Raw genomic sequence first — 13,659 nt, forward strand, 5'->3', positions numbered from 1 at the left:
TTGAAATCGATACTAGAACATATCAATTCACCGAAAGACCTAAAACCTTTAAATCAGGAAAATTTAAGGCAATTGGCTACTGAGCTACGTGAATTTATTATAGATATTGTTTCTGTAAAAGAAGGTCATTTAGGTGCCAGTTTAGGCGTTGTGGAATTGACCATTGCACTACACTATGTATTCAACACCCCTATAGACAAGCTTATCTGGGATGTTGGTCACCAAGCATATGGACATAAAATACTGACCGGTAGAAAAGATATTTTTGACACCAACCGTCAGTTTGGAGGTATTAGTGGATTTCCAAAAATGAAAGAAAGCGAGTTTGATGCTTTTGGTACAGGACATAGCTCAACTTCTATTTCAGCATTATTGGGAATGGCACTGGCGGCACAACTACAAGGAAAACCAGAAAGGCAACATATTGCAGTAATTGGCGATGCATCTATTGCAAGTGGCATGGCATTTGAGGGGTTAAACCATGCAGGAGAAACCAAAGCCAATATGTTGATTGTTTTAAATGATAATGCCATGGGGATCGATCCAAGCGTTGGTGCATTAAAGAAATACTTGACCAACGTAAAAACAGGATCCGCTAAAGAAGAGAACATTTTTGAATGCCTTAATTTCCATTATACCGGTCCGGTAGACGGTCATGATTTGCCATCCTTAATCAAAGAATTGGAAGTTTTAAAGCATGTTGATGGTCCTAAACTTTTACATGTTATTACTACAAAGGGCAAAGGGCTGCAAAAAGCAGAAGAAAATCAAGTAACCTACCATGCACCCGGTAAGTTCAACAAGCAAACGGGAGAGTTGCAAAGGAAAAATGCCACTCTTGAACCTCCAAAATTTCAAGATGTTTTTGGAAAGACCATAGTGGAACTGGCATTGAAAAATGAAAAAATTGTGGGTATTACGCCTGCCATGCCAACAGGTAGTTCTTTAAAATATATGATGGCCACAATTCCAGAAAGAGCCTACGACGTAGGTATAGCCGAACAGCATGCCGTTACCCTGGCTGCCGGTATGGCCACTGATGGTATGGTTGTTTTCTGCAATATCTACTCTACCTTTTTACAACGTGCATATGACCAGGTAATTCATGATGTGGCCTTGCAAAATTTACCTGTAATTTTCTGTTTGGATCGCGCAGGTTTAGTGGGCGAAGACGGACCAACACACCATGGTGTTTATGATATCTCTTATTTAAGATGCATCCCTAACCTTGCTATTTTTTCCCCATTGAACGAAGAAGAGCTAAGAAATATAATGTATACCGTTCAGTTAGGGTTAGACCACCCTATTGCCATTAGATATCCACGGGGTAGGGGAAAAATGTTAAACTGGCAATTACCTATGAAAAAACTTCCCATAGGTAAAGCCGTAGCATTAAAGGAAGGATTTAAAATTGCTATTCTAAGTACTGGACCTATAGGCAATATGGTATCTGAAATGATAGAAGAATTGAACCAACCCGATGCTATAGCGCATTACAACTTTCCTTTTATAAAGCCTCTGGATAACAAGTTATTAAAAGAAATACTTTCAAAATTTGAACATATCATCACCTTAGAGGACGGCGCGGCGATTGGCGGATTTGGCAGTGCAGTGTTAGAATTTGCAAATAATATTGGAATCCATAAAATAATTAAGATATTTGGAGTTCCTGATTTCTATATCACCCATGGAGCTACAGAAAAACTCTATAAGGAAGCAGGAATAGATAAGATGTCCGTAAAACAATATGTACAACAGTTTCTATGAAAAGAATAGCTTTTAAACCTTATTACCTTTTACTACTCGCATTTCTTTTGTTGATCCAAATTTCTCATGGTCAAGATACTATACCGGCACCTATTATTGTTGACAGTGTAACCGTTGATAGTATTGCGGTGGACACCATTGTAATTAGAAGGACCGTAGATAAAATTTACTCTCCTAGAAAAGATGTAAACCTACAGATACCCAATATAGATTTTAAAAAAACCAAAACACTCCAAAAGGGATTTCAACGTTTTAGAGTACCTTCTTTTTGGGAAACTGAAAATAGTTTTGGTATCAATATCAGTGAAGTCGCCTTTGTGAATTGGAATGCCGGTGGTGATAACGCCATAAGTGGTCTAGGATTTCTAAAATTTGCCAGAAAATACAAGTTCAGTAACTTTCAATGGGAAAACAATTTAGAATTACGCTACGGTTTAAATGCACAAGAAGGGCAAAAATTAAGAAAAACCGAAGATGTCATAAGATTAACCTCTAATCTAGGCTTTAAAAAAGACAATACCAGCAGGTGGTTCTACTCGGTACAATTGAACTTTAATACCCAGTTTTCCAACGGTTACAAGTACCCAGATAGAGATACGCCTATATCAAGATTTATGGCTCCGGGTTACTTACTATTTGGTGCGGGTACATCATATATTACCAAAGACGAAAAATTTAACCTATATCTATCTCCTTTAACCCAAAAATCAACTTTTGTTTTAGATCAAGACTTGGCAGATAATGGTGCCTTTGGTGTGGAAGAAGCAGAATTAGATGCTGACGGCAACGTTATTACTCCTGGGGAAAATCACTTATTGGAAATTGGTATTCTTATAACCAATAATTTCAATTATAATATTGCCGACAATATTGAATTGAAAAGTAGGCTGAACCTCTACACCGATTATATTAAGAGTTTTGGAAACGTTGATGTTGATTGGGAATTGACCCTGAACATGAAGGTGAACAAATTTATTAGTACAAGCTTAGGCACCCAAATGATCTATGATGACGATATTCTTTTTGACGTAGTCAAAAATGATAACGGAACCATTGTTGATCCTGGAACACCCAAAATTCAGTTTAAGCAAGTATTGGGCGTAGGTTTACTATACGGCTTCTAAAGAGTCTTGCCTTTTATTTTATTATGCATATGCACTGCGGCACTATCAGAAAGACTAGCCACGTAGCAACAAGTATTTAAAACAATTTGATATAATGATGCGTCTGTTTGCTGGTAAAAACCCGGTAAGGTCCTTAAAATGAGTTTGTGATAATTAGATGCCGTATTGTTCTTTTTACCGATAAGCGCATCAATATACACATCTAAAATATCGGAAATAATGGTATAGCCGGCAATCTCTTTCTCTACCACTTCTTGCGATTGATATATTTTTTGAACGCTTAAGCTAATGATATCTTCAATTTGGGCCTTAAATTTACTTTTGTCCAATAAGGACACTTCAAAGGTACCATTCAAAATACTTTCTTCATGTTCTATGAATATTGAGACCGCATCTTGTATTAAGGTGTTTATAGCCAAGGCCCGCAGATAACTAAGCCTATCTTCCATATACTCCAAGGAATTATACTTCTTGGTATTTATAGTATCCTTAACCAATTTTATCAGGTATTCCAAAGCATAATCTTCAGAAATCAAACCTAAATTAATACCGTCTTCAAAATCAATTATCGTGTAACAAATGTCATCTGCGGCTTCTACCAAAAAGGTTAAAGGGTGCCTACCATAAGCAACGGAACCGTTTAGACTTCTGGCAGGTAAACCTAAATCTTTGGCAACCTCATCAAATATGTTTTTCTCACTTTGAAAAAATCCAAATTTCTTATCGCAAATGTGTTTGGTAGGTTTCTTGGGCAAAGATTCTTTAGGGTACTTCATAAATGCCCCTAAAGTGGCATAGCTTAAACGCAGACCCCCAGACACTCCTGCCCTATCTTGGGTCAATAATCTAAATCCATTTGCGTTACCTTCAAAGTCGATAATATCTTGGTATTCTACCGGCGTAAACTGTTCTTTAAATTTTAGTCCGTTTCCAGTTTTAAAATATTCTCCTATTGCTTTTTCCCCACTATGGCCAAAGGGAGGATTTCCAATATCATGTGCCAAGGCAGCCGCAGCGACTATAGCTCCAAAATCATTGAATTGGTAACCATGTACTTCTTTTAAATGCGGATGTTTCTCTATGATTTTTTTCCCCGCTAACCTACCTAAACTTCTGCCAACAACAGATACTTCTAAACTATGGGTCAGTCTTGTATGAACGAAATCAGTTTTAGATAACGGAATAACTTGGGTCTTATCTTGAAGACTTCTAAAAGCGGATGAAAAGATGATACGATCATAATCAACATCGAACCCTAACCTAGTTTCATCTTGTTCATTTCTTAATCGTTTGTTTTTATCGCCTTGTCTGCGCAAAGAAAGTAGTTGCTCCCAATTCATTTTAACCCATTATTTACAAGCCGCAAGATACGGCATTTACTACTTTTTAGCTTTTGAATTATGACACAACTAAGTCATTATATACTAGAATCTTAACCTTTAAAATACGTATTCATAATTCTTAGGTAACATTTTCTTAACCTTGAGTGCCTTTCTTTGCGCGAGAATCTAAATAACCGATGAAAAAAGTATTTGTTCTATTTGCCCTAGTGATAACTTCCTTGTCTTTTGCACAAGAGACTAGCTCTATTAAAGGTAAAATTTTGGACGGTGAGTTCTATAACGAGCCTCTATTAATGGCCTCTGTTTCTTTGGACGATGCCACTTTTTCTACACAAACCAACTTTAGAGGTAACTTTGAATTCAATGATATTGCCCCTGGCAAGCACAATATTCTTGTTCAATTCATGGGTTACGAACCTATGCGTCTAGAGGTTTTGGTAAAAGAAGGGGAACAGGCTACAATTTTAGAAACACTTTATGCCAAAAGTTTACCAATGCCTTCTTCTACTAAAGTAAGTTTCGCATCTGCCGAGACGGAAACCGCATTGGAGTTGGCCGTAAATAAGACCAAGTAATATTAGCACATTTTTCTAGTCGATTTTTATTCTTTAAAAATTGACCAATACGTGCTTTTAAAAATCCATTTCAAAAGAAAAGTAGTATTTTCATCAACAAAACTTGGTTTCTTTGAAAGTATTAATCATCATTGCATGAAATACGATTTTAACTTCATAACCTTATGTTAACCTGAATGATAATTTATAGTATCATTTTTGTTCCTTATTTAATTTTTTGATGGGCGAGAACATATATTTATTCATGATTATTGCATTGGCCGTACTGGCCATAACCGATTTAATTGTAGGTGTTAGTAATGATGCCGTCAACTTTTTAAATTCAGCAATAGGTTCAAAAGCAATTTCCTTTAAAACTATAATGATCGTTGCCAGTGTTGGTATAGCCTTTGGCGCAATATCCTCTAGTGGCATGATGGAAGTTGCCAGAAAAGGAATCTTTAATCCGTCAGAATTTGTGTTTGCAGAAATCATGATCGTCTTTATGGCCGTTATGATTACGGATATATTATTACTGGATTTTTTCAATACCCTTGGTATGCCCACATCAACAACAGTTTCCATTGTTTTTGAACTATTGGGTGCGGCCGTAGCAATATCGCTTGTTAAAATATATTCTGGCGATGGTAATATTACACATTTAACCGACTATATAAATACAGATAAGGCCACTGAGATTATCATTGGAATCTTATTATCGGTCGTCATTGCTTTTACCATTGGAGCCATTGTTCAATTTTTTACTAGGGTTTTAATATCCTTTAAATTCAACGAAAAACCAAAGTGGGTAGGTGCAATCTTTGGTGGTATGGCCATCACTGCGATTATATATTTCATATTGATCAAAGGTCTTAAAGGCACTTCGATCATTAGTCCTGAGGCAGCTATGTTCATTTCCGAAAATCCAGAATTATTTCTTTTAGGAAATTTCGCTTTATGGTTTGTGCTGTCTTGGGCAGCAACCACTTTTTTGAAGTGGAATATTTATACCGTAATTATCATTTTAGGAACTTTTGCCCTGGCCATGGCGTTTGCAGGTAACGATTTGGTAAACTTTATTGGGGTTCCATTGGCTGCTTATGAATCTTTTTTAAGTTGGTCAGAATCTGGTCAATTAGCTTCAGAATACAATATGAAAGGACTTGCGGTCGCTGTACAGACACCAACGTATCTATTACTGGCATCTGGTATAATCATGGTGGTTACGCTATGGTTCTCATCTAAAGCAAAAAATGTTGTAAAGACTAGCGTGGATCTTTCTAGACAAGATGAAGGAGAAGAACGTTTTGAGCCCAATTACCTGTCTAGGCAAATTGTTAAATTCTCCATTAAAGCTTCAGAAAATTTAAACGGATTAATTCCAGTAGCAATTCAAAATAGAATCAACGAACAATTTATTAAGCCAACATCATATGCCCAAAAAGCAAAAGCTAAAGATCAGCCTGCTTTTGATCTAATTAGAGCTTCGGTAAATCTAATGGTTGCCAGCGTATTGATCTCTTTGGCTACATCGTTAAAACTACCATTATCTACAACCTACGTAACCTTTATGGTTGCTATGGGTACATCTTTGGCAGATAGAGCTTGGGGATCCGAAAGTGCTGTATATAGAGTTGCGGGTGTGCTTAATGTTATAGGCGGATGGTTCTTTACCGCCATTGTAGCTTTTGTTGCGGCAGCGATCATTGCTTATGTTATACATTTAGGAGGTATTTGGGCAATTGGAGCCTTATTGATTTTTGCCTTTATCTTAATTGGCAAGAACTACTTATCACACACTAAAAAATTAAAGGAAACCAAAGAAGAGGAAATCTTACAACGTGCTGAAAGCAGTTCTATTCAAGGGGTTATTGAGGAAAGTGCCAAGAATATTGCAAACGTTGTTAAAAGAGCCAACAAAATATACTCGAACTCCATTAACGGACTTGCAAAACAAGACTTAAGCTCTCTTCATAAAAACAAAAAGCAAGGCGCCAAATTGGCCAACGAAATTGAAGACCTAAGAAACCACACCTTCTATTTTATTAAAAATTTGGAAGAAGCACATATAGGTGCCAGTAATTTCTATATAAATGCCATGGGTCACTTGACAGATATTTCACAATCATTGGAATATATTGGTAAGGTAAGTCACAAGCACGTTAACAATAACCATAAAAAATTAAAGTATAACCAAATCAAGGAACTGAAGCAAATAGATATTAAACTTGCCGAAATTCTAGATAATACCTATCATGCTTTTGACGAAAGATCATTTGAGAAAATAGGTAACATTCTTAATAACAAACAAGAATTATATGATTTGGTATCCCAAAAGATAAGCCTTCAGGTTGAGCGCACCAGGTCAGAAGAATCCAGTCCTAAAAACACTACGTTATATTTTACTATCTTACTAGAGACTAAAGATTTGATGACGGCGACCATGAACCTTCTAGAGCTATATTACAAGGAACATGATGCCGATGTTAAACCGGCAACATTAGACTAAAGGAGATACACTTTAAACAACACGTTTTATGAAATATGTTTTGCTATCCGTTTTCTTGCTACACGGGGTATTAAATTATGCTCAAGAAATTACAGGAACTCAGTTATTAGAACGCGCCATTGCCTATCATGACCCAGAAAATAACTGGTCTAGTTTTAAAGGTAAAATGCTCATTGAAATGGAAAACCCTAAAAGCAGTCCACGTAGCACTGTGATTGAAATGAAGCTGCCTAACAACTATTTTAAATCTACAGTTAAAAAAGACAATTATACTATTGAATCTGAATTGGACAATGGTGAATGTACATTGAAATTGAACGGCAGTACTTCTATCTTCCCAAAGATTAAGGATAGCTTGAATATTAGCTGTGATCGCGCTAAGATGATGAAAAACTATTATACCTATCTATATGGTCTCCCTATGAAATTGAAAGATCCGGGCACTATAATAGATGATAACGTAGTTAATAAGACTTTTAAGGGAAAGGAGTATTTAGTATTAAAAGCCACGTATGAAAAAGAAGTAGGTAATGATACTTGGTATTTTTACTTTGACCCTAAAACCTACGCCATGGAAGTATATCAGTTCTTTCATGATGAAAGTAAAAATGATGGCGAGTACATTCTACTTTCAGAGATGATTACGGTAAACGGCATTAAAATTCCTAAAGTACGTGCATGGTATTATAATAAAGGTGATGTATACCTAGCTACCGATAACCTACGTAAAGCGAATTCACTATAATTATATAGTGATATACTAAATTCAGTATATTCTCAGTTATTAAATGAACCCTAATTCATTTTTAGCATGAGAAAAAGTCATTATATACTACTGATACTGGTTATTACCCTAGTTCTTTTTGATATTGATCCTATGTATGCCGGACCTGGCGGAACTGTGGTGAAGGCAATTTTTAAGACCTGGTGGGGAAAAGTACTTTTAAGCATTATTGGAATTATATTTTTTCCTCTTACTATCTACGTTTATTTCAGGGAATATTTTGCCGTTAAAAACTGTAAAAAAGAATTATTGGAATTAGGCAAAAGAAATAAAGATTTCTCTTGGCTCAATTTAGATAAGAATGTACGTAATATATTCAACAGGGTCTATATCGCTTGGAATAATCAAGACTTAAAAGAAGCCTCTAGCTACACTAGTCATTGGTTCTGGCAAAATCAACAATTGGTGCATTTGGACGAATGGAAAAAAGAGAACCTAAGGAATGTTTGTAAAGTAGATGGCATAAAATCAGTTAAACCATTATATCTTGAGATTTCAGAAGATGAAGGTTTAGAAGGTTCAAGAATTGCCTTTCTAATTACTGCCAACATTATGGATTATCTAAAAGATATTGACACCCATAAAATTGTTCAGGGAAGTAATAAATTTGATGAAGAAGAAAAAATTTGGGTAATGGAATATACTAATAGACAATGGGTACTAGACGATATTCAGGACGGCCAGCTTTCCCTTGCGTTCGCAAAGACCAAAAATATAATTCCAGCAAACATAGCGCCAGCGAGTTAATTATTGGGATTCTTGGTGTACTATCTATAAAAATTCATTTCATCCATATATTTCCAAACCTCTGGTGGTAATAATGGCTTAATGTTTTTACCGTTTTTATGTTCCTTTCGTATAAAAGTGGAAGAGATTTCCATAATAGGAGCATTTACCCGATGTATCTTTTCATGGTCTTGAAATTGATGTTCTATAGCACCTTCTGAAATTCTAGGGTACACATAAATGTTATGCAGATCTAAAATAGCCTCATAATTCTTCCATTTATGCAGCCCTTTTAAATTATCCTCACCCATTATCAACGAAAATTCATATCCATTTGGGTACTTTTCCCCCAAATGAACAAGTGTATTTATCGTGTAATTCGGTTGGGGTAAGTTAAATTCAATATTACTAGGTTTTAATCTATCGTACTCTTTTGTGGCTTCATATACCATCTCGAATCTTTGATGGTTGTCTAAAAGCGTTTTCTTGGTCTTAAACGGACTTTGTGGGGTTACAACGAACCAAACCTCATCCAAATCAGAAAACTCTACCATATGGTTCGCAATGACTAAATGACCAATATGAATAGGGTTAAAGGTACCAAAGTATAATCCTACCTTCTTCATAACATACTAGTCTTTGTCTTCAGAAACAAAATCTGCTACTAGATCCACCGCTTCTTTTAAAGCCACATCAAGATCATAATTTTTAATAATCTTGTCAAATTGAGGTGCCGTCGCCAATTCTACCGATGCCTTTGCAATACGCATGTTAATTTTGTCTTCACTCTCGGTACTACGCTTCTTAAGTCTTATTTTAAGCTCATCAACACTAGGGGGTTTTACAAAAACCGCCAAGGTCTGTTCAGGAAATTTCTTTTTAATACGTAATCCGCCAACAACATCAATATCAAAAATAACGTTCTTGCCTTCTGCCCATAAACGTTCTACCTCACTTTTAAGCGTACCATAGAAATTATCCCTGTAAACTTCTTCCCACTCCAGAAAATCATCATTTTTAATATGATTCTTAAATTCTGAAACCGACATAAAGTAATAATGCTCCTTGTTTTTTTCTTTCCCCCTTCTAGGGCGTGACGTCGCAGAGACCGAAAAAGCCAAATTCAGCTCTGGTTGCGCCAATAAATGCCGAACAATGGTAGTTTTGCCACTACCCGATGGCGCAGAAAAAATGATTAGTTTACCGCCTTTCATCTATAATACGTTTAACATTTGTTCCTTGATTTTCTCTAACTCATCTTTCATTTGCACCACAAGCTGTTGCATTGGGGCAAAGTTGGCCTTAGACCCTATAGTATTGATCTCACGACCTATTTCTTGGGAAATAAACCCTAATTTTTTACCATTACTATCATTTGAACGTAATGTTTTACTAAAATAATCCAAGTGATTGGCCAGCCGAACTTTTTCTTCGGTGATGTCGTATTTTTCTAAGTAATAAATAAGCTCTTGCTCAAACCTATTTGCATCAACATCAGCTTTTATATCTTGCACCGCCTTTTCTAATCGCTCACGTATTGTTGCCTGTCTATCTGGGTCAATTGCAATCACCTCTTCCAACAATTTTTCCAAAGAAGCTATTCTATCTAAAAAATCCTTTTCTAAAACACTGCCTTCTTCGGATCTAAATTCATTGATCTCTTTTAAAGCACCTATTAAAGCTTCCTTAATGGCTTTATACTCCTCTTCATCAATATCTTCCTTATCTGTCTTCATGGCATCAGGAAAACGCAATGCCATTTCCAATAATCTAAGATCATCACCAGAAGCTATATTCTTTAATTGATTCATGTATTGCTTAACCGCTATTTCATTTACCTGTGTAGAGGTTTCATTACCGGTAAGTTCCACGTACAAGTTAAAATCTACCTTTCCACGTAACAAAGAATTAGCTACCAACTTTCTAAGTTCTAACTCTTTTTCACGATAACTGGAGGGCATACGCGCATTTAAATCAATACTCTTACTGTTAAGTGATTTGATTTCAACGGTAATCTTTTTATTAGGTAACTGAACTACATGCTTACCGAAACCGGTCATGGATTGAATCATAAATTCATTTTAAGATTAAGACAAAGGTAAGGTAATTGAAAAATCTAATGTAAAACCTATTACCATACATATGTAAAGAAGGAGCAAACAAAACCGAACTCTTGTTTACTCCTCAATTATTAAATTATTTTTTTTAAAGCTCCCTAACCCAAATATTACGGAAACTTACGCGACTATCGTCCCCATGATCTTGTAACATTAAAGGTCCCTTGCCATGTGGTGGGTTTTTTGGCCATCCAATATATGGCGTAGTACCTTTTAGTTCAACATGGTCTTGAACCAACACGCCATTATGGATTACGGTGATATCACCAGATTTTATTTTACCGCCATCTTTGTTGAATACCGGTGCGTGATAAATAATATCATAAGTATTCCATTCCCCTGTTGGCACAGAAGCCATAGCCAATGGCACGTGTTGCTTGTATATAGAAGCTACTTGCCCATTTACATAGGTTGGGTTATCATTTTGATCCAATACCTGTACTTCATAAATACCATTTAAAAACACACCGCTATTGGCTCTATTTTGCCCTTCTCTCTGTACGGGTAATGGAGATTTCCATTCTATATGCAATTGTACATCTCCAAAATTTTGCTTGGTCTGTATGTTTCCGGTCTTATCATTTACCGTCATACTACCATCTTTGTTCAAGTGCCATTTAGCAGCTGTACTATCATTTGTACTTATCCAATTATTTAAGTCAGTACCATTAAAAAGCACAATGGCATCACTTGGGGCAGACCCAACCCCGCCAGGTTTAACAACAGGCACTTTGGGTTCATAGAATTCAGTTTCTTCCGGTTTTGTAGGCTCCTCGCCCATATACTCCTTATAAACGATCACACTATCTTTAGCCTGCATAGTTTCCACAACATCGGTAGATACTTTTTCTTGGCAAGACACCAATACCAAAATAGCCCCCAACATCATTAAAGTGTTATTCTTTCTCATAACCTAATGCTATTAAAGTTGTTTAATTTTAATATTTCTAAAAGACACTACATTGTGGTGGTCTTGCAAACCAATTTTACCAGTGGTATACTTTCCAAATCCGTCCCATCCGGCAAATTTAGACTTTGCAACCATAGCGTCCCATTCATCGTTAGCTACCGGAAAAGTTACCATTTCTTCACCGTTCAAAGTAACACTACCCTTATGCTCTTTATGGTTCACCGTAATGACCATTGTATTCCATTCACCTACTGGTTTGGTTGCATCTTTGGCAGGGGCTACCATATCATACAAAGCCGATGCTTGGTGCGTTGTACCCGCTTTGGCATCTGGATGCTTATCGTTATCTAAAATTTGAATCTCAGGACCGGTTTGATAACCCGTACCAAATTTCTCATCTTCGCTTACACCCCAAAATACACCACTATTACCTGCTTCCGATATTTTCCAATCAAGTGTCAAAACAAAATCGGTATACTCTTTTCTGGTAACCAAATCATGGTTTTTTTGTTCTTCACCTTCCGCTGGTGGCGTATATACCAAGGCATCACCTTCAATTTTCCATGCATCACTTACGCCGTCAGTCTTAAACTCTTTCCACTGATCTAACGAAGTACCGTCAAACAGTACTTCCCATTCATTTTCAACGACTTCAACTTCTTCTACTACTGTAGCGTTTACCGTTTCTTTCTTTTCTTGCTTACACGACATCATTGCCAATAAACAAGTGGCACTTACCAATAACTTCTTCATTTATCCTCTTTTTAAAGTCCTAACATTTTCTTCAACATTTCCTTATCTATTTCCGCACCAGCAAAATCATCAAAGGTCTTCTCAGTGGCCTCAATAATATGGTCCGAAATAAATTTAGCCCCTTCACGAGCACCTTGCTCCGGACTTTTAATACAGCATTCCCATTCCATTACTGCCCATACATCACATCCGTATTGCGTCAATTTAGAAAAGATGGTCTTGAAATCTATCTGTCCATCACCCAAAGAGCGATATCTACCAGCTCTATCTCCCCAATCATTAAACCCACCAAACGCACCTTTCTTACCTGTTGGGTTAAATTCTGAATCCTTTACATGAAAAGATTTTATAAATTCATGGTAATGATCTATATAGGTGATGTAATCTAACTGCTGTAATACAAAATGGCTTGGATCATAAAGAATATTAACCCTTTTATGATTTCCCGTAGCCTCTAAAAAACGCTCAAAAGTATCGCCATCATGTAAATCTTCTCCCGGGTGAATTTCATAACATACATCTACACCTTCTTTATCAAAATGATTTAAGATCGGCAACCATCTATTTGCCAATTCTTCAAAGCCCATTTCCACTAAACCGGCTGGTCTTTGTGGCCATGGGTGCATAGTATGCCATAGTAACGACCCAGAAAAAGTTGCGTGTGCGTTCAACCCTAATCTTCTACTGGCCGTAGCGGCTTTTTTAACCGTTTCTACTGCCCACTCTGTTCTTGCCTTTGCATTGCCACGTACATTATCGGGCGCAAAAGAATCGAACATAAGGTCATACGCAGGGTGTACCGCTACCAATTGACCTTGAAGGTGTGTTGAAAGTTCTGTGATTTCTAAGCCATATGAGTTTACTTTTCCCTTTAGCTCATCGCAATAGGTCTGACTTTCGGCCGCCTTGTCCAAATCGATTAGGAAACTTTCCCATGTAGGAATCTGAATGCCTTTGTAACCAAGGTCAGATGCCCATTTACACATTCCGTCAAGGGTGTTAAAAGGGGCTTTACTGTCTACAAACTGTGCCAAAAATACGGCTGGTCCTTTGATTGTTTTCATAAAAATTT

Annotated in this window: 13 protein-coding genes; 6 read left to right on the forward strand and 7 right to left on the reverse strand. The window is 36.6% G+C overall.

Annotated elements, in window-relative coordinates; genetic code table 11:
- Positions 1–1,767: a 1-deoxy-D-xylulose-5-phosphate synthase gene (locus tag VBZ51_RS04735; RefSeq protein WP_416576218.1), complete on the forward strand. Its 1,767-nt coding sequence runs from the start codon at positions 1–3 to the stop codon at positions 1,765–1,767.
- On the forward strand, positions 1,764–2,891 hold the full coding sequence (locus VBZ51_RS04740) for a DUF3078 domain-containing protein (protein WP_416576219.1): 1,128 nt from the start codon (positions 1,764–1,766) through the stop codon (positions 2,889–2,891). Before VBZ51_RS04735 ends, VBZ51_RS04740 begins: the two co-directional genes overlap by 4 nt.
- Here VBZ51_RS04740 and VBZ51_RS04745 read toward each other — a convergent pair.
- The gene (locus tag VBZ51_RS04745) at positions 2,888–4,231 is read right to left on the reverse strand and encodes a deoxyguanosinetriphosphate triphosphohydrolase (protein WP_416576220.1); all 1,344 of its coding nucleotides are present in this window, start codon (positions 4,229–4,231) and stop codon (positions 2,888–2,890) included. The genes VBZ51_RS04740 and VBZ51_RS04745 overlap by 4 nt on opposite strands.
- A 179-nt stretch (positions 4,232–4,410) precedes the next feature.
- On the opposite strand from VBZ51_RS04745, the gene VBZ51_RS04750 reads away from it, so the two are divergent.
- The 4 genes from VBZ51_RS04750 to VBZ51_RS04765 all read left to right on the forward strand — a co-directional run bounded on the left by VBZ51_RS04750 (position 4,411) and on the right by VBZ51_RS04765 (position 8,828).
- A complete protein-coding gene (locus VBZ51_RS04750; protein ID WP_416576221.1) occupies positions 4,411–4,809 on the forward strand; it encodes a carboxypeptidase-like regulatory domain-containing protein in 399 nt (132 codons plus the stop codon).
- 220 nt (positions 4,810–5,029) lie between these two features.
- Positions 5,030–7,297 (forward strand): anion permease, encoded by a 2,268-nt coding sequence (locus tag VBZ51_RS04755; protein WP_416576222.1) that lies wholly within the window; start codon positions 5,030–5,032, stop codon positions 7,295–7,297.
- 28 nt (positions 7,298–7,325) lie between these two features.
- A complete protein-coding gene (locus VBZ51_RS04760) occupies positions 7,326–8,042 on the forward strand; it encodes a DUF6503 family protein (protein WP_416576223.1) in 717 nt (238 codons plus the stop codon).
- A gap of 66 nt (positions 8,043–8,108) precedes the next feature.
- On the forward strand, positions 8,109–8,828 hold the full coding sequence (locus VBZ51_RS04765; protein ID WP_416576224.1) for a hypothetical protein: 720 nt from the start codon (positions 8,109–8,111) through the stop codon (positions 8,826–8,828).
- 20 nt (positions 8,829–8,848) lie between these two features.
- Here the strand turns inward: VBZ51_RS04765 and nadD are convergent, their stop codons facing one another.
- From nadD to VBZ51_RS04795, 6 genes are all read right to left on the reverse strand, one after another.
- On the reverse strand, positions 8,849–9,433 hold the full coding sequence (gene nadD, locus VBZ51_RS04770) for a nicotinate (nicotinamide) nucleotide adenylyltransferase (RefSeq protein WP_058104390.1): 585 nt from the start codon (positions 9,431–9,433) through the stop codon (positions 8,849–8,851).
- Between the two features lie 6 nt (positions 9,434–9,439).
- The gene (gene gmk / locus VBZ51_RS04775) at positions 9,440–10,021 is read right to left on the reverse strand and encodes a guanylate kinase (RefSeq protein ID WP_071340976.1); all 582 of its coding nucleotides are present in this window, start codon (positions 10,019–10,021) and stop codon (positions 9,440–9,442) included.
- The gene (locus VBZ51_RS04780; RefSeq protein WP_091607635.1) at positions 10,022–10,879 is read right to left on the reverse strand and encodes a YicC/YloC family endoribonuclease; all 858 of its coding nucleotides are present in this window, start codon (positions 10,877–10,879) and stop codon (positions 10,022–10,024) included.
- A gap of 133 nt (positions 10,880–11,012) precedes the next feature.
- Positions 11,013–11,834, reverse strand: a complete 822-nt coding sequence (locus VBZ51_RS04785; RefSeq protein WP_416576225.1) for a 3-keto-disaccharide hydrolase — start codon at positions 11,832–11,834, stop codon at positions 11,013–11,015.
- Between the two features lie 12 nt (positions 11,835–11,846).
- Positions 11,847–12,587 carry a 3-keto-disaccharide hydrolase gene (locus VBZ51_RS04790; protein WP_210706439.1) on the reverse strand — a complete coding sequence of 247 codons (741 nt, stop codon included), beginning with the start codon at positions 12,585–12,587 and terminating at the stop codon, positions 11,847–11,849.
- A gap of 11 nt (positions 12,588–12,598) precedes the next feature.
- Positions 12,599–13,651 carry a sugar phosphate isomerase/epimerase family protein gene (locus tag VBZ51_RS04795; protein WP_058104395.1) on the reverse strand — a complete coding sequence of 351 codons (1,053 nt, stop codon included), beginning with the start codon at positions 13,649–13,651 and terminating at the stop codon, positions 12,599–12,601.
- Between the last annotated feature and the right edge of the window lie 8 nt (positions 13,652–13,659).

The sequence above is a fragment of the Maribacter sp. HS genome, from assembly GCF_048059195.1.
GTDB lineage: Bacteria > Bacteroidota > Bacteroidia > Flavobacteriales > Flavobacteriaceae > Maribacter > Maribacter dokdonensis.

Coding starts and splice junctions, on each gene's coding strand:
- VBZ51_RS04785 (WP_416576225.1), bottom strand. CDS start 11,834: ATGAGAAAGAATAACACTTTAATGATGTTGGGGGCTATTTTGGTATTG.
- nadD (WP_058104390.1), bottom strand. CDS start 9,433: ATGAAGAAGGTAGGATTATACTTTGGTACCTTTAACCCTATTCATATT.
- VBZ51_RS04760 (WP_416576223.1), top strand. CDS start 7,326: ATGAAATATGTTTTGCTATCCGTTTTCTTGCTACACGGGGTATTAAAT.
- gmk (WP_071340976.1), bottom strand. CDS start 10,021: ATGAAAGGCGGTAAACTAATCATTTTTTCTGCGCCATCGGGTAGTGGC.
- VBZ51_RS04780 (WP_091607635.1), bottom strand. CDS start 10,879: ATGATTCAATCCATGACCGGTTTCGGTAAGCATGTAGTTCAGTTACCT.
- VBZ51_RS04755 (WP_416576222.1), top strand. CDS start 5,030: ATGGGCGAGAACATATATTTATTCATGATTATTGCATTGGCCGTACTG.
- VBZ51_RS04750 (WP_416576221.1), top strand. CDS start 4,411: ATGAAAAAAGTATTTGTTCTATTTGCCCTAGTGATAACTTCCTTGTCT.
- VBZ51_RS04745 (WP_416576220.1), bottom strand. CDS start 4,231: ATGAATTGGGAGCAACTACTTTCTTTGCGCAGACAAGGCGATAAAAAC.
- VBZ51_RS04790 (WP_210706439.1), bottom strand. CDS start 12,587: ATGAAGAAGTTATTGGTAAGTGCCACTTGTTTATTGGCAATGATGTCG.
- VBZ51_RS04740 (WP_416576219.1), top strand. CDS start 1,764: ATGAAAAGAATAGCTTTTAAACCTTATTACCTTTTACTACTCGCATTT.
- VBZ51_RS04765 (WP_416576224.1), top strand. CDS start 8,109: ATGAGAAAAAGTCATTATATACTACTGATACTGGTTATTACCCTAGTT.
- VBZ51_RS04795 (WP_058104395.1), bottom strand. CDS start 13,651: ATGAAAACAATCAAAGGACCAGCCGTATTTTTGGCACAGTTTGTAGAC.